Raw genomic sequence first — 21411 nt, forward strand, 5'->3', positions numbered from 1 at the left:
AATCCAGCCCCTCCGGCGCCAGGCCCAGCTCCGGGTGGAAATCCAGCCCCTCCGGCGCCAGGCCCAGCTCCGGGTGGAAATCCAGCCCCTCCGGCGCCAGGCCCAGCTCCGGGTGGAAATCCAGCCCCTCCGGCGATTGAGGAGCGGGGTCCGGGGCGGAGCCCCGCGACCCGCGCTCGGACGCCCCGCGCCGACAAGCCCCCGCGGCCGCGCCCCGACGCCCCGCACCGAAGAACCCCGCACCAGATCCACCCCGCCGCCCCGCCCCCCGGCGGAGCCCTGAGCAAGCGCTTAGAAAAATGCGTCAGGCGTCACACGCCCACACCGGTGACCCGAGCGATACGTACGGGTAACTTCCCAAGCGGTCCTGCCATTCGCCGCACTCCCCCTGGAGCCGTGATGCCCGAAGCCGTTATCGTCTCAGCCGCCCGCTCCCCCATCGGCCGCGCCTTCAAGGGCTCCCTGAAGGACCTGCGCGCGGACGACCTCACCGCGACGATCATCCAGACCGCCCTCGCGAAGGTCCCGGAGCTGGACCCCCGCGACATCGACGACCTCATGCTCGGCTGTGGCCTGCCCGGCGGCGAGCAGGGCAACAACCTGGGCCGCATCGTGGCCGTGCAGATGGGCATGGACCACCTCCCGGGCTGCACCGTGACCCGCTACTGCTCGTCGTCCCTGCAGACGACCCGCATGGCCCTGCACGCCATCAAGGCAGGCGAGGGCGACGTCTTCGTCTCGGCGGGCGTCGAGATGGTGTCGCGGTTCGCGAAGGGCAACTCGGACTCGCTCCCCGACACCCGTAACCCCTTCTTCGCCGAGGCCGAGGCCCGCACCGCGGCCGTCGCCCAGCAGGAGGGCACCTCCTGGCACGACCCGCGCGAGGACGGCCTGGTGCCGGACGCGTACATCGCGATGGGCCAGACCGCCGAGAACCTGGCCCGCCTGAAGGGCGTCACCCGCGAGGACATGGACGCCTTCGGCGTGCGCTCGCAGAACCGCGCCGAGGAAGCCCTCAAGAACGGCTTCTGGGAGCGGGAGATCACCCCGGTCACCACCCCGGACGGGACCGTCGTGAGCAAGGACGACGGCCCGCGCGCCGGCGTCACCCTGGAGGGCGTGGCCGGCCTCAAGCCCGTCTTCCGCCCCGACGGCCTGGTCACGGCCGGCAACTGCTGCCCGCTGAACGACGGCGCCGCCGCCCTCGTGATCATGTCCGACACCAAGGCCCGCGAGCTGGGCCTGACCCCGCTCGCCCGCGTGGTGTCGACCGGCGTCTCCGGCCTCTCCCCCGAGATCATGGGCCTGGGCCCGGTGGAGGCCAGCAAGCAGGCGCTGAAGCGCGCCGGGCTCGGTGTCGGCGACATCGACCTGTTCGAGATCAACGAGGCGTTCGCCGCGCAGGTCATCCCGTCCGCCCGCGACCTGGGCATCGACGAGGACAAGCTGAACGTGAACGGCGGCGCCATCGCGGTCGGCCACCCCTTCGGCATGACCGGCGCGCGCATCACCGGCACGCTGATCAACAGCCTGCAGTTCCACGACAAGCAGTTCGGCCTGGAGACCATGTGCGTCGGCGGCGGCCAGGGCATGGCGATGGTGATCGAGCGCCTCAGCTGATCCCGGCGGGCCGAGCATGACCTGAATCCGGTCATGCAATCGTGATCCAATCTCCCCCAGGATGTGACGTACATCTCGGGGGAGAGTCGTTTTCGCAGGTCAGACCCGTACCCGCCCTATATGGGGGCTAAACGCCCGGCCAAAAGACCTGTCCAATTCGTGACGTAATGCACTGACAGCTGGTTCGTCCAGGCTTCAAGCTGATGTAGGAAGTCGGGGGTCGACTTGGAACCGGGAGTACGTCAGTGAGCGCCATCCCTCTTGCTTTGCTGCTCGCCACGGCCGCTGCCACGGCCGTCGGCGCCGCCACCCTGCACAACGTCCGGGGCCTGCGACGGCAGATCGCGGACCTGCGCGAGGAAGTGGCCCGCGGCCGCGCCACCGCCGCGCGGCCCGCCGTGCCCGCGGCGCGCACCACCACCGACGCGGACGCCATACGGGTCGCCGTCGCCGACGCCCTCGCCGAGGAGCGGGAGCGGGAGCTGGCGGAGGCGCGGGCGTTCTGGGCGGCGCAGGAGGCGCGCGACACCTCGGACCTGCCGCCCTTCCTGGCCGGCGGGGGCGCGCTGAGCGAGGAGTTCTTCCTGCCCCGGCAGGCCGACTTCGCCGGTCTTGAGCCGCTCGTCGAGTCGGCCCTGGAGCCGGAGGACGAGCTCTCCCCGCAGGACTCCGTCCCGGGCGGTTTCCCGGGTGAGTCGCCCGAGCTGGCGGCGGCCCGGCGCCGTCACCCCTCGCACCCGGACTTCGTCCCGGTCCAGTCGCCGGTCACCAGCGACCACGAGCGGACGGTGGCGTGTCTGGAGGAGCTGGCGCACACCCGCACGGCGCTCTGCGACGTCCGTCCCGGCCCGCTGGGCACGCTGGACGTCTACGTCTTCGCCGACGGTACGACGCTGTGCATGACCCCGGGCCACCGCGAGACGGCGGAACAGCTCGCCGCGGCGCTGCGGGACGGGGACACGCCGGTGCTGCTCGGCGGGTCCGGGGTCTCCGGTGCGTACGCCCTGACGTTCGAGTGCGGCGGGGACAACGTGTACATCCTGGCGGACCGGGTCATAGCGTCGGCCTGACCGGGCTCAGATGCCCGCCCGCTTCATGGCCGCCTCGACCAGTTCGACCGCCCCGGCCAGCGCCTCCCGGCCGGGCAGCACCACCGCCAGGTCCCGGGCCGCGACCGTCACCTGGTCCGCGGCGGCGAACATCCCCGCGTCCGGCATCTCGCGCACCACGCCCCCCGGCTCCTCCAGCTGCTGGGCCCGCGCGGACAGTTCCCTGGCCAAGGCCAGGGCCTCCGCGGCCGCGCCCCGTTGCAGCCGGCTCTGCGGCGCGGCCCGCAGCCGGTCCGCGAACTGGTCCACCGCGGCGGTCAATGGCGTCGTATCAAGCACTCGGCGACTGTAGCTGTTTACAAGCGGCCGGCGCTCAGGCACGGTGACGTCAAGGACCAGGCCACATCGAAGCGTTCCGGAGGCGCCGATGTCCCAAGTCTTCTCCGCGGAGACCCACCGCAATCTGCTGGCTCGCATCCCTCACTGCACCGGTCGTGAAGTCGCCGACTGGCTGCGCACCGTCGAAGACGGACCGTGCTTCCTTCGCTTCGAAGAGAAAGTCAGCTGGCTCCGCGGCGAGCACGACCTCGCGTACGGCCACGCCAAGGCGATCATCCACGAGTACGACCTGCGGCGCGCCGCGCGCAGGTTCGGCTAGGGCCTGTCGTCAAATTCCCGCCTGCCCCGCGACGCCTGGCACGCACTCTCGCCGCACCGGGCACAAGGCCAAGTACGTCCAGTACGAGGCCTTGCACCCGGCACGCCGAGAGCACGCACCAGACGCCGCGGGGCCGCCCTCCGGGCGACGGCGGGAATTTGACGACAGGCCCTAGCACCGCGACTCCCCCGCCCGCACACGGCAAAGGGGCCCGCGCACCCGGAGGTGCGCGGGCCCCTGACGTGCGGGACCGGGGTCCGCTAGTCGTTGCCCTGGAGGATCGCGAGGATCCGCAGGAACTCCATGTAGATCCAGACCAGCGTCATGGTCAGACCGAAGGCGGCGAGCCACGCCTCTTCCTTCGGGGCGCCGTACGCGATGCCGTCCTCGACCTGCTTGAAGTCCAGGGCCAGGAAGCACGCGCCGAGCAGGATGCCGACGACACCGAAGAGGATGCCGAGGCCGCCGCTGCGGAAGCCGAGGCCGTCACCGCCGCCGAAGACGGCGAACAGCAGGTTCACCGCCATGAGCAGGATGAAGCCCATCGCGGCGGCCATGACGAAGCCGTAGAAGCGGCGGTTGACGCGGATCCAGCCCGCCTTGTAGGCGATGAGGACGGCCGCGGCGGTCGCCATCGTGCCGAGCACGGCCTGCATGGCCGCGCCCTCCGCGATGCGGTTGTCCACGACGCTCGACACGACGCCGAGGAAGACACCCTCCAGCGCCGCGTACCCCAGGATCAGCGCCGGGGAGGCCTTGCGCTTGAAGGCCTGGACGAAGCCGAGCACCATCGCGACGAGACCGGCGCCGATCGCGATGCCGTACGACCTGGTGATGTTGGCGTCGTCGACCGGCAGCAGCGCCCAGGCGAGCGCGGCGGTGACGATGAGGACACCGAGGGTGGTGGCCGTGCGCATGACGACGTCGTCCATCGTCATGCGGCCGGTGGTGGCGGGCGCCTGCGGAGCGCCGTACTGGTCCTGCTGGGCGTAGGGGTTCTGCGCGTACGGGTTGCCGGCGGGTGCCTGGCCGTACGGGTTGGCCTGCGTGCCGACCGCGGGGCCCCCGGCCTGCGGCTGCTGCGCGGCGTGGAACTGCGCGTAGCCGTTGTCGCGGCTGAACCCCCGTCGCGAGAAGACCGGGTTGCTGCTCCTCATTTCACTCCTCCATGGCCACCGTGTATGGCCTTGCCACAAGAGTAATGGTCTGGCAAAGATCCGGCCCTAGTGCTCAGGGAGGATCTTTCCCATCCTGTTACCGGCAACGTCCGGGATACTCCCGGTGTTCCGCCCGGGGCAGGTCAGAAGGGAAATCCGGTGTAGGCCTCGGCCAGCTCGGTCTCCGCGGCGCGGGACGTGGTCAGACGGTCGAGCCCGGCGAGCTGGATGCGGTCGTCGAAGCCGGTGGCGCCGGGGGCGCGGTGCAGCAGCGTCGTCATCGCGTACGAGAAGCGCTCGGCCTGCCAGACGCGGCGCAGGCAGGTGGCGGAGTACGCGTCGAGGAGCGCCGGGTCGCCCGTGTCCAGGTGGGCCGTCAGGGCGCGGGCGAAGGTGACGACGTCGCCGACGGCGAGGTTGAGGCCCTTGGCGCCGGTCGGCGGGACGATGTGGGCCGCGTCGCCCGCGAGGAAGAGCCGGCCGTGCCGCATGGGTTCGTGGACGTGACTGCGCATCGGGGTGACGGAGGCGGCGGTGACCGGGCCGCGGGCCAGCCGCCAGGCGGGGTCCTCCACCTCCAGGCGGCGGTCGAGCTCGTCCCAGATCTCTTCGTGGCTCCACGCGCCGGCCTCCGTGCCCGCGGGCACCTGGAGATAGGCGCGGGTGACGGACGGCGAGCGCATCGACAGCAGGGCGAAGCCGCGGTCGCCGCGGGCGTAGACCAGCTCGTCGTGGGAGGGGGCGACGTCGGCGAGGATGCCGAGCGAGCCATACGGGTAGGTCCGCTCGTACGTGCGGGTGAGGGCGGCCGGGATCGCGGCGCGGGACACGCCCCGGAATCCGTCGCAGCCCACGACGTAGTCGCAGTCCAGGACGGCCTCGCGGCCCCGGTGGCGGTAGCGGACGCGCGGGCGGTCGGTTCCGGCGTCCTCCACTGCCAGCGCCTGGGCCTCGAACAGCAGCGGGGCGCCGTCGGCGAGGCGGGCCGCGATCAAGTCCTTGCAGACCTCGGTCTGGGCGTAGACGGTGACGGTCCTGCTGCCGGTCAGGGCGGGGAGGTCGACGCGGTGGCGGCGCCGGTCGAAGCGGAGTTCGATGCCGGTGTGTTCGAGGCCCTCGCGGTCCAGGCGCGCCCCGACGCCCGCGGCGCGCAGGGCGTCGGCGGTGCCCTGCTCCAGGATTCCGGCGCGCTGGCGGCGCTCCACGTACGGCCGGTCGCGGCTCTCCAGGACGACCGACCGGATCCCGGCGTTCTGCAGCAGCCTGCCCAGGAGCAGTCCGGCCGGGCCGGCTCCGATGATCCCGACGGTGGTGCGCATGCGGTTCCTCCCGCTCCCGGCGTTCGCCTGGCGAACTTTCGTTCACTACAGCCTCGTCCGGATCCTCCGCTCACCCCGGCCGGGTGTCAATGGATGTGCGGGGAGGTGCGGGGATGGGCGGGCAGCGCGAAGCGCCCCGCGACCGTGAGGAAGTGAAGGGTCGCGAGGGAAAAGCGGGGAAGGGGGTGCGAAGAAGTGAATCGGAGGTGCCCGGAACCGGACTTGAACCGGTACGCCCGCGAGGGGCAGCGAGGTTTAAGCTCGCCGTGTCTGCATTCCACCATCCGGGCAGGCTGTGGGGCTCCGCATCGACCGTCCGAGCCTATCCGGCGGCCTCCCCCGATCAGCAGGGCGACCTCCCTATGTTGTCTTATTTTATTGACGTCTGAGGGTGCATCAGCACCGGACAGTGGCCATACGCACTTGCCGGAGGCCCTTCCCGGGGCCTGCGCCGGTTTCTGCGGATTGACGGAATTTCACCTCCTGTCACGGTCTCGGCCGGGCGCTTCCCTCTCAGGGTCCCGTGTCATACCCAGGTATGACGTGGGCGGCTCCGGTGCGACCGGAGTCGCCCCCCGGAACGGGAACTGCGGCTGACTCCCCGCGCCCGATCGGCCGCGACGATGGGAACGTCCCCCCGCAGTCGTCCCGTCAGGAGCACCCCCGTGACCACCACCCCTCTCGCCGGCCGGACCACCACGGTGGCGGCCCGCGCCACGGAGCTGTCCAAGGTCTACGGACAGGGCGAGACCCAGGTGGTCGCGCTCGACCGGGTCTCCGTCGAGTTCCGGCAGGCCGAGTTCACCGCGATCATGGGCCCGTCCGGCTCCGGCAAGTCGACGCTGATGCACTGCGTGGCGGGGCTCGACACCTTCTCCTCCGGCTCGGTCCGCATCGGTGAGACCGAACTCGGCACCCTCAAGGACCGCCAGCTCACCAAGCTCCGCCGGGACAAGATCGGCTTCATCTTCCAGGCGTTCAACCTGCTGCCGACGCTGACCGCCCTGGAGAACATCACGCTCCCCATGGACATCGCGGGGCGCAAGCCCGACCAGCAGTGGCTGGAGAACGTCATCCAGATGGTGGGCCTCGCCGACCGGCTGCGCCACCGGCCATCCCAGCTCTCCGGCGGCCAGCAGCAGCGCGTGGCGGTCGCCCGCGCCCTGGCCTCCCGGCCCGAGATCATCTTCGGCGACGAGCCCACCGGCAACCTGGACTCCCGCTCCGGGGCCGAGGTCCTCGGCTTCCTGCGCAACTCCGTGCGGGAGCTGGGCCAGACCGTCGTCATGGTCACGCACGACCCGGTGGCCGCGGCCTACGCGGACCGCGTCGTCTTCCTGGCCGACGGCCGCATCGTGGACGAGGTGCACGGCCCGAGCGCGGACTCGGTCCTGGACCGCATGAAGCGCTTCGACGCCAAGGGCCGCACCAGCTGACACCGCCGCGCCCCGGAAGGGGCGCGGGGAACTGCGCGAGAACCGACGCACGCGCACCCGCCCACGAAACAGCAGCCCCTACGGCGAACAGGCCGGGGGCACCCCGCCGAACCCTGGACTGGCAGAAACCCATGTTCCGAACCGCCCTGCGCAACGTCTTCGCGCACAAGGCCCGCCTCCTGATGACGGTGCTCGCCGTCATGCTCGGCGTCGCCTTCGTCTCCGGCACCCTCGTCTTCACCAACACCATCTCCTCCGCCCTGGAGAAGTCGTCGTCCAAGGGCTTCGACCACGTCGACGTCGCCGTCACCCCCGGCTTCGTCAAGGGCGGCGCCGACAAGGTCGGCAAGGAGGTGAAGCTGACAGACGCCACCCTGAAGAAGGCGCGCAGCGTGCCCGGGGCGGCCTCCGCGTACGGCGTGGTCAGCGGGTACGCGGCCGTCGCCGACCAGGACGGCAAGCTCGTCGGCAACGGCTTCTCCACCAAGGGCGGCAACTACTGGGGCTCCGCGCAGGACCCGGACCCCCGCTACCCGCTGAAGGACGGCGCCGCCCCGCACGGGCAGAACCAGGTCGCCCTGGACGCCGAGACCGCGAAGCGCGCCGGGTACAAGGTCGGCGACCAGGTCCGGATGTCCGTCGACGGCCCGGTGCTCACCCCCACCGTGACCGGCATCTTCACCACCGACGACGGGAACGTCACGGCGGGCGGCTCCCTCGCCCTCTTCGACACCGCGACCGCGCAGTCGCTCTTCCACCGGCCGGGCGCGTACGACGAGATCGACGTGCGGGCCGCCGCCGGCACCAGCCAGGACCAGTTGCGCGCCGCGCTCGACTCCTCCCTGGGCAAGGACGCGGCCGACACGCAGACGGGTCAGCAGCTCGCCGACGACCAGGCGGAGGCGATCTCCCAGTCGATGAGTTCGATGAAGCAGCTGCTGCTGGGCTTCGCGGGCATCTCGCTCTTCGTCGGCATCTTCATCATCGCCAACACCTTCACCATGCTGGTCGCCCAGCGCACCAAGGAACTGGCGCTGATGCGCGCCGTCGGCGCCTCCCGCCGCCAGGTCACCCGCTCGGTGCTGTTGGAGGCGTTCGTCGTGGGCGCGGTCGCCGCGGTCACCGGTCTCGCCGTCGGCATCGGGATCGGCGCCGGTCTGCGCGCCCTGATGAACGGCACGGGCGCGATCATCCCGGACGGGCCGCTGGTCGTCTCCACCGGCACGGTCGTCTCCGCACTGGTCGTCGGCGTCCTCGTCACGATGCTGGCCGCCTGGCTGCCGGGCCGGCGCGCCGCGAAGATCCCGCCGGTCGCCGCGATGAACGCGGTGCACGCCGCGCCGACCGCCAAGTCCCTGATCCTGCGCAACACGCTCGGCTCGCTCGTCTCGGCCGCCGGCATCGCCGCGGTGCTCGCCGCGACGACCATGAAGGGCGACGCGGGGCAGGCCCCGATGGCGCTCGGCGCCGCGCTCCTGGTCATCGGCGTCTTCGTGCTCACGCCGCTGCTCTCCCGCCCGCTGATCGCCGCCGCGGCCCCGCTGCTGCGCGCCTTCGGGATCTCGGGCAAGCTGGCCCGGCTCAACTCCGTGCGCAATCCGCGCCGCACCGCCGCCACCGCCTCGGCGCTGATGATCGGCCTGACCCTGATCACGGGTCTGACGGTGATCGCGGGCAGCGTGCAGTCGGCGATCAACAAGATGGCCGCCGACTCCATCAAGGCGGACTACGTCGTCTCGATGGCGAACGGCAACGCGCTCTCCCCGGACGTCCGCGCCACCCTGGAGAAGACGCCGGGCACCACCGCCGTCAGCGGTCTTTCCACCTCGCCGTCGCGGATCGACGGCTCCGGCGAGGACCTGACCGGGGTGAACGGCAAGACGCTCGACCAGCTCGCCGAACTCCCGCTGAAGGACGGCGCGTTCACTGTCGGCGGCACGCGGGTCGTCGTCGACGACGAGACCGCGCGGGACCACCACTGGAAGGCCGGCTCGCCCTTCACCGTCACCTACGAGGACGGCAGGAAGCAGCGGCTGACCGTCGCGGGCGTCTACGAGGCCAACGAGATGATCCGCGGCATCATGGTCGACGCCCCCACCCTCGACCCGCACGTGACCGGCGCCGTCTCGGACATGCAGGTCATGCTGAAGGTGGCCGGCGGCACCTCCGACGGCGCCAAGGACAAGCTCACCAAGGCCCTCGGCGAGAACCCGGCGGTCAAGATCCAGGACCGCCAGGACATCTCCGACGAGGTCGCGCAGATGTTCACGCTGATGCTGAACATGGTCTACGGCCTGCTCGCCATGGCCGTCGTCGTGGCCGTGCTCGGCGTCATCAACACGCTGGCCATGTCGGTCTTCGAGCGGCAGCAGGAGATCGGGATGCTCCGCGCGATCGGCATCGACCGCAAGGGCATCAAGCGCATGGTCCGCCTGGAGTCCCTGGTGATCTCGCTCTTCGGCGGCGTGCTCGGCATCGGCCTCGGCGTCTTCTTCGGCTGGGCCGCGGGACAGCTCATCGGCAAGACCATGGCGACGTACGAACTGATCCTGCCCTGGGGCCGGATGGGCGTCTTCCTCGCGCTCGCCGCGGTCGTCGGCATCCTGGCGGCCCTGTGGCCGGCCCGGCGCGCCGCCCGCCTGAACATGCTCTCGGCCATCAAGGCCGAGTAGCAAAGGCGCGGTCGCGCGCGAGGGGCGCATCGGTGACGGGTGGTCGCCGATGCGCCCCTCGCGCGTGCGGGCGGGTCAGCCGGTCCAGGTGCGGGCCCGCAGCGGCATCCCCGACGTCCCGCTCTCGGGGGTCTTCACCGCGAGGATCTGGTTGACGCCGATGCGGTTGCGCTCGAAGCTCAACGCGGAGGCGGCCATGTACAGGCGCCAGACGCGGGCCCGGCCCGGGCTGACAAGCCGCAGGGACTCGGCCCAGCGCGCCTCCAGGTTGCGTACCCACTGGCGCAGGGTGAGCGCGTAGTGCTCGCGGATCGCCTCGACGTCCCGGACCTCGAACCCGGCCCGCTCCAGCAGGCCCGTGGTCGTGCCGACGGGCGCCAGCTCCCCGTCGGGGAAGACGTAGGCGTCGATGAACTCGTCGACCTCGTAGGAGGATTCGTCCGTCTGTGGCCGCCGGGCGATCTGGTGGTTGAGCAGCCGCCCGCCCGGCTTGAGCAGGGCGTACAGGTCGCTCGCGTACTCCAGGTAGCGCTCGGCGCCGACGTGCTCGGCCATCCCGATGGAGGAGATCGCGTCGTAGGGGCCGTCGCGCACGTCGCGGTAGTCCTGAACGCGGATCTCGACGCGGTCGGTGAGCCCTTCCTCGGCGACCCGCTTGCGGGCGTAGGCGGCCTGCTCCTGGGAGAGGGTGACGCCGACGACGCTCACCCCGTGCTCGCGGGCGGCGTGGACGGCCATGGAGCCCCAGCCGCAACCCACGTCCAGCAGGCGCATCCCGGGCTTGAGGGCGAGCTTGCGGGCGACCAGGGAGAGCTTGTCGTGCTGGGCGGACTCCAGCGTGGCGCCGGGCGACTCCCAGTACGCGCACGAGTAGACCATCGACGGGCCGAGGACCAGTTCGTAGAAGTCGTTGCCGACGTCGTAGTGGTGGCTGATGGCCTGCTTGTCGCTGCCCTTGGTGTGCAGGTGGAGGCGGCCCGTGCGGCGGGTCTCCTCGGCGGGCGGCGCCGGGGGCGGGAACGGTCCGGCCAGTTTGACCAGGTCGCCGGCGGCGGCCCGCACCGAGGGGTCCCGCAGCGCCCGCAGCAGGCTCCTGCCCTCGCCCCCCGCGTCGGGGTCCCGCTCCCAGATCAGCCCGGCCATGATGTCGAGCGCCGCGTACAGGTCGCCCTCGACGTCCAGTTCGCCGGCGACCCAGGCGCGGGCCAGGCCCAGCTCGCCCGGCTTCCACAGCAGGCGGCGCAGGGCGCGGCGGCTGCGCACGACGAGGAGGGGGGCGCCCGGGGGGCCGGCTTCCGATCCGTCCCAGGCACGAAGGCGCACCGGGAGCTCGGCGCCGAGCAGCCGCTCGGCGATGTTCTTCAGCCGCTGTGCGGCGTCCTGCATGGCGCACACCTCCGTGACAGGGGGGATCCCGGACCGGTCCAACACCACGTAAACACCGAGCGGCCGGTTCCGCAGTCCCGTTACTGCGTCACGGATGGGCAAAATACTTGTAGACACCACACACCCAGGGGTGCGGGAACGCCGAAGGGGCCACTCGCACCACGGATGGCGAGTGGCCCCTTCGGGCTGTTCACTGCTCGGAACTGCCCCGAGGTCAGGAGGCCTTGGCCTTCTCCTCGATCTTGTCGATCTTGTCGCTCTTCTCGGCGGCCGGCTTGGGCGCCGGAGCCGGCTTGGCGGCCTCGTAGAACTCCTCGCGCGGCGTCTCCAGGGCGCCGAGCGCGGTGATGTCCCGCTTCTGGAACATGTTGATCGTCCACTCGGCGATCACGCGGATCTTGCGGTTGTACGTCGGCATCGCCATGCCGTGGTAGCCACGGTGCATGTACCAGGCGAGACGGCCCTTGAGCTTGATCTTCATCTTGCCCATGACGATCATCGCGACGCCCTTGTGCAGGCCGAGACCGGCGACCGCACCCTTGTTGGCGTGCTTGTAGTCGGCCTGCGGGAAGCCCCGCATGCCGGAGACCACGTTGTCACCGAGGACCTTCGCCTGGCGCATGGCGTGCTGGGCGTTCGGCGGGCACCAGGCGCGCTCGGGCGGCGTGCCGTTCTTGAGGGCGACCAGGTCCGGGACCTGGGCGTTGTCGCCCGCGGCCCAGATGTAGTCGGTGCCCTGCACCTGGAGCTTCGCGCTGGTGTCCACGTGGCCGCGGGGGCCGAGTGGGAGACCGAAGCGGGCGAGCGCCGGGTTCGGCTTGACGCCGGCGGTCCACACGACCGTGTTGGAGTCGGCCTCCAGGCCGTTGCTCAGCACGACGTGACCGTCCACGCAGGAGGGCATCGTCGTCGAGAGGTAGACCTCGATACCGCGGGACTCCAGGTGCTTGCGGCCGTAGACGCCCAGCTCCGGGCCGACCTCGGGCAGCACCTTGTCGGCGGCGTCGACCAGGATGAAGCGCATGTCCTCGCGCTTCACGTTCTTGTAGAACTTGGCGGCGTCGCGCGCCAGGTCCTCGACCTCACCGATCGTCTCGGCGCCCGCGAAGCCACCGCCGACGAAGACGAAGGTGAGCGCCTTGCGGCGGATCTCCTCGTCCGTCGTGGACTCGGCCTTGTCGAGCTGCTCAAGCACGTGGTTGCGCAGACCGATGGCCTCCTCGACGCCCTTCATGCCGATGCCGACCTCGGCGAGGCCCGGCGTCGGGAAGGTGCGGGAGACCGCGCCGAGCGCGATCACCAGGTAGTCGAAGGGCACCTCGTACGCCTCGCCGACCAGCGGGGCGACCGTGGCGACCTTGCGGTCCTGGTCGATGGTGGTGACGCGGCCGGTGAGAATCTCGGCTCCCGGCACAGCGCGTCGCAGCGGGACGACGACGTTGCGCGGCGAGATGCTGCCGGCGGCGGTCTCGGGGAGGAAGGGCTGGTACGTCATGTACGAGCGCGGGTCGACGACCGTGACGGTCGCTTCCGCGTAACGCATCTTCTTCAGGATGCGTCGCGCCGCGTACAGGCCTACGTACCCACCCCCGACAATGAGGATCCTGGGACGCTCCGTGGTGCTCATGCCATCGAGTATCCACCCGTCTGGAGGGGGTCGCTCGTGCGCCCCTTCACAAGGACCGACGGTGCCTCTGCTACACTTCGCCGCCCACGTGAACCATGTCATGGCTCGCACGGGGAACCACGGTCGGCCGCCGGTCGTTGCTCACCCCTCTTGAGCAGCCACGGCGAGCCTTACGGTCCACTGGACCACTCCCGTCCCGGCACCCCGCGCAACACGCCGGAAACCCCGCGGACACCTCCCGTACGACCCCGCGGGCGACCCCGGACGGGCTCACGGCGGGCAATCATCGCCCAACGGGACCGAATTCCTTGTGAAGAACTTCACGAACTTTCCCGCCGGGGTCTCCCGGGACCGTGTCGCGGACCCCTGAGACCGTGCTCAGACGGTACGCGACACGCTCAGGCGAGATCATTCCGGGCCCTGCCCTCAGGCGAGGGACCAGCCGATCCCGTCCAGGATGTCGTGCTCGCTGACGACCACCTCGCAGGCGCCGGTCCGCTCCATGACCATCCGCAGCACCAGCGCCCCGGAGGCGATGACGTCGACGCGGCCGGGGTGGATCACCGGGTGCAGGGCACGCTGGTCGTGCGTGGACGTCAGCAGCCAGTCGGTGAGCTCCACGACCTTGTCGTAGGGGATGCGGGAGTGGTGGATCGCGGCCCAGTCGTACTCCTTGAGGCCGAGGGCGAGCGCCGCCACCGTCGTGACCGAGCCGGCAAGGCCGACCAGCGTGCGCGCGCCCGCGATCGGGACCTCCCGCTCCACCCGGTCCAGGGCCGCGGCGATGTCCCGCCGGACCGCCCCGACCTGCGCCGCGCCCGGCGGGTCGGTGACCGTGCCGTCCGCCGCGACGAGGTGCCGCTCCGTCATGCGGACGCAGCCGATGTCGACGGAGAGCGCGGCGCGCACGCCGTCGTCGCCGACCACGAACTCGGTCGAACCACCGCCGATGTCCACGACCAGATAGGGCTTCTCCAGGTCGGCGCGGCCCGTCAGCTCCTTCGTCGCGCCCAGGAAGGACAGGGCCGCCTCCTGGTCGCCGCTGATCACCTCGGGCTCGACGCCCAGGATGTCGAGGACGCCGCGGACGAACTCGTCCCGGTTCGACGCGTCCCGGGACGCCGACGTCGCGACGAAGCGGAGGCGCTCCGCGCCGTGCTCCTTGATCACCGCCGCGTACTCGCGACAGGCCGCGAACGTGCGCTCCAGCGCCTCGGGGGCGAGCCGGCCCGTCCGGTCCACGCCCTGGCCGAGCCGGACGATCGTCATCCGGCGGTCCAGATCGCGCAGTTCACCGGTGGCCGGGTCGGCGTCCGCGACGAGCAGGCGGATGGAGTTCGTACCGCAGTCGATGGCGGCGACCCGGGTCACTCGGCCACCTCCGCGGCCGCGGACACGCAGGCGCCCTTCCGCCACCACTCGGGCAGCATCGCGATCGCCTCGTCGCCCAGCGGGTTGACGCCCGGGCCCGCGGCCAGCGAGTGCGCCACGAGCACGTGCAGGCACTTCACGCGGTCCGGCATCCCGCCGGCGCTCGGGAAGTTCTCCAGGACCTCGATGGCGTCCCGACGGGCGATGTAGTCCTCGTGCGCGGCCCGGTACTGGCGGGCCAGCTCCGGGTCGGTCGCGAGCCGCTCCGTCATCTCCTTCATGACGCCGTTGGCCTCAAGGGTGCCGATGGCCGAGGCCGCGCGCGGGCACGTCAGGTAGTACGTCGTCGGGAACGGCGTGCCGTCCTCCAGACGCGGCGCCGTCTCCACGACGTCCGGGTTGCCGCAGGGGCAGCGGTGCGCGATGGCCCGCAGGCCGCGCGGCGGGCGGCCGAGCTGCTCCTGGAACGCGTGGATGTCGGCGTCCGTGGGCGCGGTGGGCTCGGTCTGGGGCGGGGGCGTTTCCATGCCTGTCTTTCACTTCGGTGGGTGCGGGGCGGTGGAGAGTAAAGCGGGTGCGCGGGTGCGCGGGTGAGCTGGTGCGCGGGCGGTGCGGGGGTGGGACGGGCGCGCGGGCCGTGCCGCGCTCAGTCCGCGCGGTCGGCCTTGTCGACGCCGTCCCACACGTTCGAGTACCAGGGGCGGTCGGCCTCGCCCTGCTCGGCGCGGCCGTCCTCGGTGGAGCGCGGATCGGGCACCACGTACCCGGTCTCCCCCGGCATCACCATGTGCAGGCGCTCGCGGATGCGCTGCTCGGCGTAGGCGTCGTCCTGCCAGCGCGCCTTCTCGTCGCGCAGCCGGTCGACCCGCTCCTTGGCCTCCTGCTGCTGGCGCTGCTGGTCGGCGATCTCGCCGCGCTGGGAGACGTACTGCCGCATCGGGTACGCGAGGGCGACCACCAGCGTGCAGACGACGAGCGCGAGCAGCGCCGCGCGGCCGGTGAGCCGCGAGCGGCGGGCCTGGCGCTTGTTCTGCGAGCGGTAGACCCGCTCGGCGGTCTGCTCGCCGAGCACGCGCAGCCGGGTGGCCGTGGAGAAGCGGGCCGAGTCGTCGCGGCCCCTGCTGCGGAGCTTTCCCGGCATCGCCTGGTGCCTCCCCGATCTGGTCCCCGTCTGGCTGCCTACGTGCGTACGTCCTCGCACACGGTACGGGACCGAGTGCGAGGACGTACGGAACTACGGCGCCGGAAGACGTCCCGGGGCAGGTCAGCCCTTGAAGCGGGGGAACGCGCTGCGGCCGGCGTAGACCGCGGCGTCGTCGAGGATCTCCTCGATGCGCAGCAGCTGGTTGTACTTGGCGACGCGCTCGGAGCGGGCCGGGGCGCCGGTCTTGATCTGGCCGCAGTTCGTGGCGACGGCGAGGTCGGCGATGGTGACGTCCTCGGTCTCGCCGGAGCGGTGCGACATCATGCACTTGAAACCGTTGCGCTGGGCCAGCTCGACGGCGTCCAGGGTCTCGGTCAGCGAGCCGATCTGGTTCACCTTGACGAGCAGCGCGTTGGCCGAGTCCTCCTCGATGCCGCGCGCCAGGCGCTCCGGGTTGGTGACGAACAGGTCGTCGCCGACGAGCTGGACCTTGTCGCCGAGGCGCTCGGTGATGGTGTTCCAGCCGGCCCAGTCGTCCTCGTACAGCGGGTCCTCGATGGAGACGAGCGGGTACGCGGAGACGAGCTCCTCGTAGTACTCCGTCATCTCGGCGGCGGAGCGCTCCTTGCCCTCGAACTGGTACTTGCCGTCCTTGTAGAACTCGGAGGCGGCGACGTCCAGCGCGAGCGCGACCTGCTGGCCGGGGATGTAGCCGGCCTCCTTGATCGCTTCGAGGATGAGGTCGAGCGCGGCGCGGTTCGACTCCAGGTTCGGGGCGAAGCCGCCCTCGTCGCCGAGGCCGGTGGACAGGCCCTTGGTCTTCAGCACCTTCTTGAGGGTGTGGTAGACCTCGGTGCCCCAGCGCAGCGCCTCGGAGAAGGACTCCGCGCCGATCGGGGCGATCATGAACTCCTGGATGTCGACGTTCGAGTCGGCGTGCGACCCGCCGTTCAGGATGTTCATCATCGGGACGGGCAGCAGGTGCGCGTTCGGACCGCCGAGGTAGCGGAACAGCGGCAGGTCGCTGGCCTCGGACGCGGCGTGCGCGACGGCGAGGGAGACGCCGAGGATGGCGTTGGCGCCGAGCGAGCCCTTGTTGTCCGTGGCGTCCAGGTCGAACATCGCCTGGTCGATCAGGCGCTGCTCGGTGGCGTCGTAGCCGACGAGCTCCGGGCCGATCTGCTCGATGACGGCGAGGACGGCCTTCTCGACGCCCTTGCCCTGGTAACGGTTGGGGTCACCGTCACGGAGTTCGATGGCCTCGAAGGCACCGGTGGAGGCGCCGGACGGAACAGCAGCACGACCCGTGCTGCCGTCGTCGAGGCCGACCTCGACCTCGACCGTGGGGTTGCCTCGGGAGTCCAGGATTTCCCGGGCTACGACGACGTCGATGGACGGCACGAGCATCTCCTTCTGGGATGTGACACAACAGCGCGGGCGGCTGGCCCGCACCCCTGAGCGTAACCGGCTCCGGGGCATCAGCCAGTCGGCCGACCGGGTTGTGGACAACGCCGATAGCGAAATGTTTCCAAACGGAACAAAGACGGCGACCCCCACTCCGGAGGACCGGAGCGGGGGTCGCCGACGTGAGCGGCCCGTGGACGGGGCGGTGCGGTGCGGCCGGGCCCGGCGTCCGCCGACGCCGGGGCCGCCTCCGCGAGGGGGTCCCTCGGTGCGCGAGGGGTCCTCTTTACTTGAGGTGCAGCTGCTGGTCCGGGTAGATCAGGTTGGCGTCGCTGATGATGTCCTTGTTGAGCTCGAACACCTTGTGCCAGTTGGTCCCGTGCGCCTCGGCGATCTTGCTGAGGGTGTCGCCGGACTTCACCTTGTACTCGCCGTCGCCCTTCTCGACCTTCTTGCCGGTCGGGGTGGTGACGGTGTCCTTCTTGGTGTCCTGCTGCGGCTGCGGCTGCGCCTGCTGCTGCTGCGGCTGCTGGCGCTCCTGCGAGCGGGTCGTCGTGGAGGAGTCGGAGCGCTCCTGCTGCTGCGGCTGCGACTGCTGCGACGACTCGGCCGGAGCGGAGTTGCTGGTGTCGGCGCCGGACAGGCCCACGCCACAGCTCGGCCAGGCACCCTTGCCCTGCGCGGCGAGGACCTTCTCGGCGACCGATATCTGCTGCGCCTTGGACGCCTGGTCGGCGGAGGAGGCGTAGGAGGTGCCGCCGTACGCGGCCCAGGTCGAGGCGGAGAACTGCAGGCCACCGTAGTAGCCGTTGCCCGTGTTGATCGCCCAGTTGCCACCGGACTCGCACTGCGCGACCTGGTCCCACTCGGAGGTGGAGGCGGCGGAGGCGCCCGTGGCACCCATCAGCGGAACGGCGACGGCGGCACCGGCGACGCCGGCGAGCGTGGCGACACGAACGGCCTTGGACGGACGACGGTGCTTGCCCGTGTTGGAGAACAGCATGAAGAGATCCCCTCACCGACGCCTACGAGGTGAGCTGTCGGGTTCGGACCAGTGAGTGCCCGGCGCGCATCCTGTGCGCGACTTGACCCCAAGCCGGATGTCCGGCGCTTACCTTGGGTCCCCCGCTCCTGCCTACGGCGCTGACGCGTCGACTGTTCCCGTACGGACGTCGGCAGGATTCGGCGTGACGTCCGTCGGGGCCCGCTGTGGCGAGCGGTCACGACCGTAAGCAGTCGATCCGCCCGATTTCAAAGACGATCAGGGTCTTTGAGACTCATGTCTCACTCTCGCAAAGCCGGACATACGAGCCTCAACCGCCCCTGAACTCCCGCTACTTTTCACCCGATTCGAGGCCAAGATCCAGACTCTGACCAGGCAGGATGAGGTCGGGGTCGGAACCGACCGTCTTCTTGTTCAGGTCGTAGAGCGCATCCCACCCGCCACGCACGTCGTGCGCGTCCGCGATGTCCCAGAGGTTGTCGCCGGAGCGGACCGTGTACGCCCCGTCGGCGCGCTGCTCCTCACGTGAAGCGTGACGCCCCTCACCCTGACGGGAGGCGGAGGCGTCGTCCGAGGCGCGGTCGCCGCGGTGGCGGCCGGCCGCCGAGGGGTCCGCGGCGGGGTCGGAGGGATCGGCGGAGGCGGACCCCTGCGCGCCACCCTCCTTCTCCGCGTTGTCCGTCGTGTCCGCCGCGCCCAGGCCGCCGTCCGAGCCGTCCGTACCGTCCGTGACCTCGTCCGACGCGGCCGCGCCCGGCTCGTCGCCCGCGTCGCCGGAGGCGTCCGAAGTGCCGCTGCCGTCAGCGGTGTCCGCGGAACTCGACGGATCGGCGGAACCCGACGGGCCGGCCGGATCGGACGCGTCGCCCGCACCGGACGGATCGGCCGTGGCGGAGCCCGCGTGATTCTTCTCTCCCGCGGACTCGGCGGGGGCCGTGGAGTCCCCGGAGTCCTCAGGGTTCTGGGAGTCCTTCGCGTCGGCCGAGCCGGAGGGCCGGGGGGACGCGCTCGCGCCCGGGTCGACCTCGGCCGTGTCGTCGCCCTGCGTGAGGCCGGCCACGATCGAACAGCTCGGCCAGGCACTGGGCCCCTTGGCCGCAAGCGCCTTCTCGGCCACGGCTATCTGCTGCGAGCGGCTCGCCTCGTCGGCGCGCGGGGCGAAGTCGAGCCCGCCGTACTGCTCCCACATCTCCTGCGAGAACTGGAGCCCGCCGTAGTAGCCGTTGCCGGCGTCCAGACTCCACTGGCCGCCGGACTCGCACTCGGCGAGCTTGTCCCAGGTGGCGGTGGAGGCGGCGCTCGCGCTGCCCGCCGCGAGCAGCGGGATCGCGATGGCGCTGCCGGTGACCCCGGCGGCGACGACGAGAGCAGGGGCCTGACGGGGGCGACGGTGTCGACCGTTCCCGGAGAGCATGCGGTTGCCTTTCGCGAGACTGATGCAGCACGCGACAGGGGTGGCGGAAGTGGTGCCGGTTGTGCCTGTGTCGCGATGACTGGTGAACGTAGCGGGACTCGAACGCTTGTCACAAGTCGATGCAGCGCAGATCACGTGAACATCACAATCCTGACGAGGTGTCAGTCAGTCACCGGCTCCGAAGTGTTGTGTCCGGGGACTCGATCCCGGAGATGACCTCCAGCGCCGGGACCAACACCTCTCGTCGGACTACCGACCCACCGCCTCTTGCGTTCAGTGCGTCCATGAGCGGCGGCCAGAACCCCCTCTTGAACCAGGAGTTCTGCCGGTCCTTGATCTGCCCGTGCGGGCCGTATCGCGCCGGGAGTTCGTCCCGCAGGCACCCCGTGCGCAATCGGTGGAGGATGCCGTTCACCTGCGTCCGGAGGTCGACGGGGCCGCGGACGAACTGAGGCCTCGGAAAATGGGCCGCCATCGCCTCCTCGACCCTCTCCCATTGCGTCTCCGTCACGTCGTCGGGCACGAGCACCGCGGTCCGCAGGTGCCACTCCGTCACCTTGCACCCGACACCGCTCCGCTGCCGCACCCGTTCGAGCGGCCTGGCTCTGATCTCAAGCAACTCGAACACGCGACGCAGTTGCTCAAGCGACATGACATCGCCTCGTGCCGCGCGCGCCAGTACTTCCTGGTCGGTCCGCACCGCGGTCGAGGCGGTCTCGTACTCCGCCGGCACCTCGCGTGCCGTGGCCAGCATCAGGGTCGCGCGCAGCACGTCTTCGTCGAGCCGACGCAATACCGCTTCCCTCACGTCCTGGGTCAGCCCCTCGACACCGGACAAGTCCTCCGCCGCCCGGGCCGACGCCGCCTCCCTCGCCCGGAGAGCGCGCTCGAAGCCGGCCACGCGCTCGCGCTGGCGCGCTTCGCTCCCGGGAAGAAGACGTGGCCTGCTCCTCTCGACCACTCCGATCAGTTCGGTATCCGCCGGCATCCGCGAGACCTCGTCCCGGACCGCTGCTTCGACACCTGCGGCAGCCAAGTACGGGTCATCGCACCCTGTGCTGGCGCCCCTTCCGTTGTTGCCGCCGGAACACCGGTAGTACCTGGTGCCGTTCGACTTCAGGTATGCGCCCACATAGTGGTGGCCACACGCTCCTTCGATCCGCCCGGTCAGGGGGTAGTCACCGGCCTCGGCGTGCACGGCGTGACCGTTCGCCGCCAGGACACGGGCGAGACGCGCGGCCCGCTCCTCCGTGATGATGCGAGGCAGCACGATGGTGACGCTGGCTCCGTACAGCGGTACCCCGTCCGGCCCCACCTTCGCACCGCGCTTGCCGGCCCCTGCAAGATTACGGAAGACGACCCCTCCGTCGAGCAGGGACGACGAGGTGAGGCGACGGTGGAGATTGGCCGGGCTCCATGGCCGGCCGCTGCGGGCGAAGAGCGCGCGCTCGTTCAATTCCCGCGCCGCCGCCGAGACGCTCAGCCCCTCGTCGATGACGGCGTGTACGGCTGTGCGCGCGACATGGGCTTCCGTCTCGTCGACGACGAGCCGAGAGCTCCGGCGCCCCTTCTCCTCGATGGCATAACCCCAGGGGGCCGGGCCACCGGTCCACCCACCACTGAGCGCCTTGCGCTGACGGCCGCCCTGCATGCGCTCACGGATGCGCCCCGCTTCGGTCTCCGCCGCGTCGGCGTGGAACTGCAGGTGTTCCTGGCCCGTGGCCGAGGTGGTGTCGACATCCTGGGTGACCGAGACGAAGGCGACACCGAGATCCTCCATGGCCCAGACCCATGCCCAGAAGGCCCGGCTCGTGCGCGCGATGCGATCGAAGCTGTGGACCACGATCACATCGACGCGCCCCTGCCGGGCCGCGTGTTCCAGCATCAGCATTCCGGGCCGCTCGATGAGGGCACCCGACACACCTTCGTCCCGGAAGACAAGGTCCTCGCCGAGTACCCACCCTGGTTGCCTGTCGACGTACGCGCGCCCGGCGGCTTCCTGTGCTTCGAGTCCGAACTTGGCGGCTTGCCTGCGGGTCGATACCCGGAGCATGAGAGCTGCCCGGATCTCCAGTGTCGCCCCCTGCCCACGGCTGGCAGGCGGTGTGGGCATGCTTGTAGCGTTCGTCACGTCAGCCGCTTCACGGCTGG

General features: G+C 70.9%; 17 protein-coding genes, 1 tRNA gene and 1 riboswitch. Of the genes, 5 read left to right on the forward strand and 13 right to left on the reverse strand.

Features of this window, described 5'->3' with window-relative positions:
* Window positions 1–399 precede the first annotated feature (399 nt).
* Together ACIBW6_RS19655 and ACIBW6_RS19660 are read left to right on the forward strand one after the other, a co-directional pair.
* The gene (locus tag ACIBW6_RS19655) at window positions 400–1620 is read left to right on the forward strand and encodes an acetyl-CoA C-acetyltransferase (RefSeq protein WP_399061182.1); all 1221 of its coding nucleotides are present in this window, start codon (window positions 400–402) and stop codon (window positions 1618–1620) included.
* A 254-nt stretch (window positions 1621–1874) separates the two neighbouring features.
* Complete coding sequence (locus ACIBW6_RS19660) at window positions 1875–2690, forward strand: hypothetical protein (protein ID WP_399061522.1); 816 nt, start codon at window positions 1875–1877, stop codon at window positions 2688–2690.
* 6 nt (window positions 2691–2696) lie between these two features.
* Here ACIBW6_RS19660 and ACIBW6_RS19665 read toward each other — a convergent pair whose 3' ends face one another.
* A complete protein-coding gene (locus ACIBW6_RS19665; protein WP_399061184.1) occupies window positions 2697–3008 on the reverse strand; it encodes a hypothetical protein in 312 nt (103 codons plus the stop codon).
* An 88-nt stretch (window positions 3009–3096) separates the two neighbouring features.
* On the opposite strand from ACIBW6_RS19665, the gene ACIBW6_RS19670 reads away from it, so the two are divergent.
* Window positions 3097–3327, forward strand: a complete 231-nt coding sequence (locus ACIBW6_RS19670) for a DUF4287 domain-containing protein (protein ID WP_399061186.1) — start codon at window positions 3097–3099, stop codon at window positions 3325–3327.
* A 260-nt stretch (window positions 3328–3587) separates the two neighbouring features.
* Here ACIBW6_RS19670 and ACIBW6_RS19675 read toward each other — a convergent pair whose 3' ends face one another.
* From ACIBW6_RS19675 to ACIBW6_RS19685, 3 genes are all read right to left on the reverse strand, one after another.
* The gene (locus ACIBW6_RS19675; RefSeq protein ID WP_399061188.1) at window positions 3588–4484 is read right to left on the reverse strand and encodes a Bax inhibitor-1/YccA family protein; all 897 of its coding nucleotides are present in this window, start codon (window positions 4482–4484) and stop codon (window positions 3588–3590) included.
* A 143-nt stretch (window positions 4485–4627) separates the two neighbouring features.
* Window positions 4628–5803 (reverse strand): 4-hydroxybenzoate 3-monooxygenase, encoded by a 1176-nt coding sequence (locus tag ACIBW6_RS19680; RefSeq protein WP_399061190.1) that lies wholly within the window; start codon window positions 5801–5803, stop codon window positions 4628–4630.
* 207 nt (window positions 5804–6010) lie between these two features.
* Window positions 6011–6093: transfer RNA gene (locus ACIBW6_RS19685), tRNA-Leu, on the reverse strand.
* Window positions 6094–6468: 375 nt separating this feature from the next.
* Between ACIBW6_RS19685 and ACIBW6_RS19690 the strand changes: the two genes are divergently transcribed.
* Both ACIBW6_RS19690 and ACIBW6_RS19695 read left to right on the forward strand, forming a co-directional pair.
* Window positions 6469–7239 carry an ABC transporter ATP-binding protein gene (locus tag ACIBW6_RS19690; RefSeq protein ID WP_399061192.1) on the forward strand — a complete coding sequence of 257 codons (771 nt, stop codon included), beginning with the start codon at window positions 6469–6471 and terminating at the stop codon, window positions 7237–7239.
* 131 nt (window positions 7240–7370) lie between these two features.
* The gene (locus ACIBW6_RS19695; RefSeq protein ID WP_399061194.1) at window positions 7371–9911 is read left to right on the forward strand and encodes an ABC transporter permease; all 2541 of its coding nucleotides are present in this window, start codon (window positions 7371–7373) and stop codon (window positions 9909–9911) included.
* A gap of 75 nt (window positions 9912–9986) precedes the next feature.
* Here ACIBW6_RS19695 and ACIBW6_RS19700 read toward each other — a convergent pair whose 3' ends face one another.
* The 9 genes from ACIBW6_RS19700 to ACIBW6_RS19740 all read right to left on the reverse strand — a co-directional run bounded on the left by ACIBW6_RS19700 (window position 9987) and on the right by ACIBW6_RS19740 (window position 21373).
* Window positions 9987–11297: a class I SAM-dependent methyltransferase gene (locus ACIBW6_RS19700; protein ID WP_399061196.1), complete on the reverse strand. Its 1311-nt coding sequence runs from the start codon at window positions 11295–11297 to the stop codon at window positions 9987–9989.
* A gap of 214 nt (window positions 11298–11511) precedes the next feature.
* On the reverse strand, window positions 11512–12924 hold the full coding sequence (locus ACIBW6_RS19705) for an NAD(P)/FAD-dependent oxidoreductase (RefSeq protein WP_399061198.1): 1413 nt from the start codon (window positions 12922–12924) through the stop codon (window positions 11512–11514).
* A 426-nt stretch (window positions 12925–13350) separates the two neighbouring features.
* Window positions 13351–14295 carry an exopolyphosphatase gene (locus ACIBW6_RS19710; protein WP_399061200.1) on the reverse strand — a complete coding sequence of 315 codons (945 nt, stop codon included), beginning with the start codon at window positions 14293–14295 and terminating at the stop codon, window positions 13351–13353.
* Window positions 14292–14822 (reverse strand): DUF501 domain-containing protein, encoded by a 531-nt coding sequence (locus ACIBW6_RS19715; protein WP_399061202.1) that lies wholly within the window; start codon window positions 14820–14822, stop codon window positions 14292–14294. The genes ACIBW6_RS19710 and ACIBW6_RS19715 overlap by 4 nt, the downstream gene beginning before the upstream one ends.
* Before the next feature lie 119 nt (window positions 14823–14941).
* On the reverse strand, window positions 14942–15436 hold the full coding sequence (locus ACIBW6_RS19720; protein WP_399061204.1) for a septum formation initiator family protein: 495 nt from the start codon (window positions 15434–15436) through the stop codon (window positions 14942–14944).
* Between the two features lie 123 nt (window positions 15437–15559).
* On the reverse strand, window positions 15560–16846 hold the full coding sequence (gene eno / locus ACIBW6_RS19725; protein WP_399061206.1) for a phosphopyruvate hydratase: 1287 nt from the start codon (window positions 16844–16846) through the stop codon (window positions 15560–15562).
* 283 nt (window positions 16847–17129) lie between these two features.
* The gene (locus ACIBW6_RS19730) at window positions 17130–17846 is read right to left on the reverse strand and encodes a transglycosylase family protein (RefSeq protein ID WP_399061208.1); all 717 of its coding nucleotides are present in this window, start codon (window positions 17844–17846) and stop codon (window positions 17130–17132) included.
* A 4-nt stretch (window positions 17847–17850) separates the two neighbouring features.
* Window positions 17851–17996, reverse strand: a riboswitch (cyclic di-AMP (ydaO/yuaA leader).
* Window positions 17997–18177: 181 nt separating this feature from the next.
* Complete coding sequence (locus tag ACIBW6_RS19735; protein ID WP_399061210.1) at window positions 18178–19260, reverse strand: transglycosylase family protein; 1083 nt, start codon at window positions 19258–19260, stop codon at window positions 18178–18180.
* 169 nt (window positions 19261–19429) lie between these two features.
* Window positions 19430–21373, reverse strand: coding sequence for a recombinase family protein (locus ACIBW6_RS19740; protein ID WP_399061212.1), 1944 nt, complete (start codon window positions 21371–21373; stop codon window positions 19430–19432).
* Window positions 21374–21411: the final 38 nt, after the last annotated feature.

Source organism: Streptomyces sp. NPDC049813 (genome assembly GCF_044465085.1).
Lineage (GTDB): Bacteria > Actinomycetota > Actinomycetes > Streptomycetales > Streptomycetaceae > Streptomyces.

Bases quoted from the DNA above. Each gene is read 5' to 3' on its own strand.
- ACIBW6_RS19655 (WP_399061182.1), top strand. From the start codon at position 400: ATGCCCGAAGCCGTTATCGTCTCAGCCGCCCGCTCCCCCATCGGCCGC.
- ACIBW6_RS19670 (WP_399061186.1), top strand. From the start codon at position 3,097: ATGTCCCAAGTCTTCTCCGCGGAGACCCACCGCAATCTGCTGGCTCGC.
- ACIBW6_RS19675 (WP_399061188.1), bottom strand. From the start codon at position 4,484: ATGAGGAGCAGCAACCCGGTCTTCTCGCGACGGGGGTTCAGCCGCGAC.
- ACIBW6_RS19680 (WP_399061190.1), bottom strand. From the start codon at position 5,803: ATGCGCACCACCGTCGGGATCATCGGAGCCGGCCCGGCCGGACTGCTC.
- ACIBW6_RS19695 (WP_399061194.1), top strand. From the start codon at position 7,371: ATGTTCCGAACCGCCCTGCGCAACGTCTTCGCGCACAAGGCCCGCCTC.
- ACIBW6_RS19700 (WP_399061196.1), bottom strand. From the start codon at position 11,297: ATGCAGGACGCCGCACAGCGGCTGAAGAACATCGCCGAGCGGCTGCTC.
- ACIBW6_RS19705 (WP_399061198.1), bottom strand. From the start codon at position 12,924: ATGAGCACCACGGAGCGTCCCAGGATCCTCATTGTCGGGGGTGGGTAC.
- ACIBW6_RS19715 (WP_399061202.1), bottom strand. From the start codon at position 14,822: ATGGAAACGCCCCCGCCCCAGACCGAGCCCACCGCGCCCACGGACGCC.
- ACIBW6_RS19720 (WP_399061204.1), bottom strand. From the start codon at position 15,436: ATGCCGGGAAAGCTCCGCAGCAGGGGCCGCGACGACTCGGCCCGCTTC.
- eno (WP_399061206.1), bottom strand. From the start codon at position 16,846: ATGCTCGTGCCGTCCATCGACGTCGTCGTAGCCCGGGAAATCCTGGAC.
- ACIBW6_RS19730 (WP_399061208.1), bottom strand. From the start codon at position 17,846: ATGCTGTTCTCCAACACGGGCAAGCACCGTCGTCCGTCCAAGGCCGTT.
- ACIBW6_RS19735 (WP_399061210.1), bottom strand. From the start codon at position 19,260: ATGCTCTCCGGGAACGGTCGACACCGTCGCCCCCGTCAGGCCCCTGCT.
- ACIBW6_RS19740 (WP_399061212.1), bottom strand. From the start codon at position 21,373: ATGCCCACACCGCCTGCCAGCCGTGGGCAGGGGGCGACACTGGAGATC.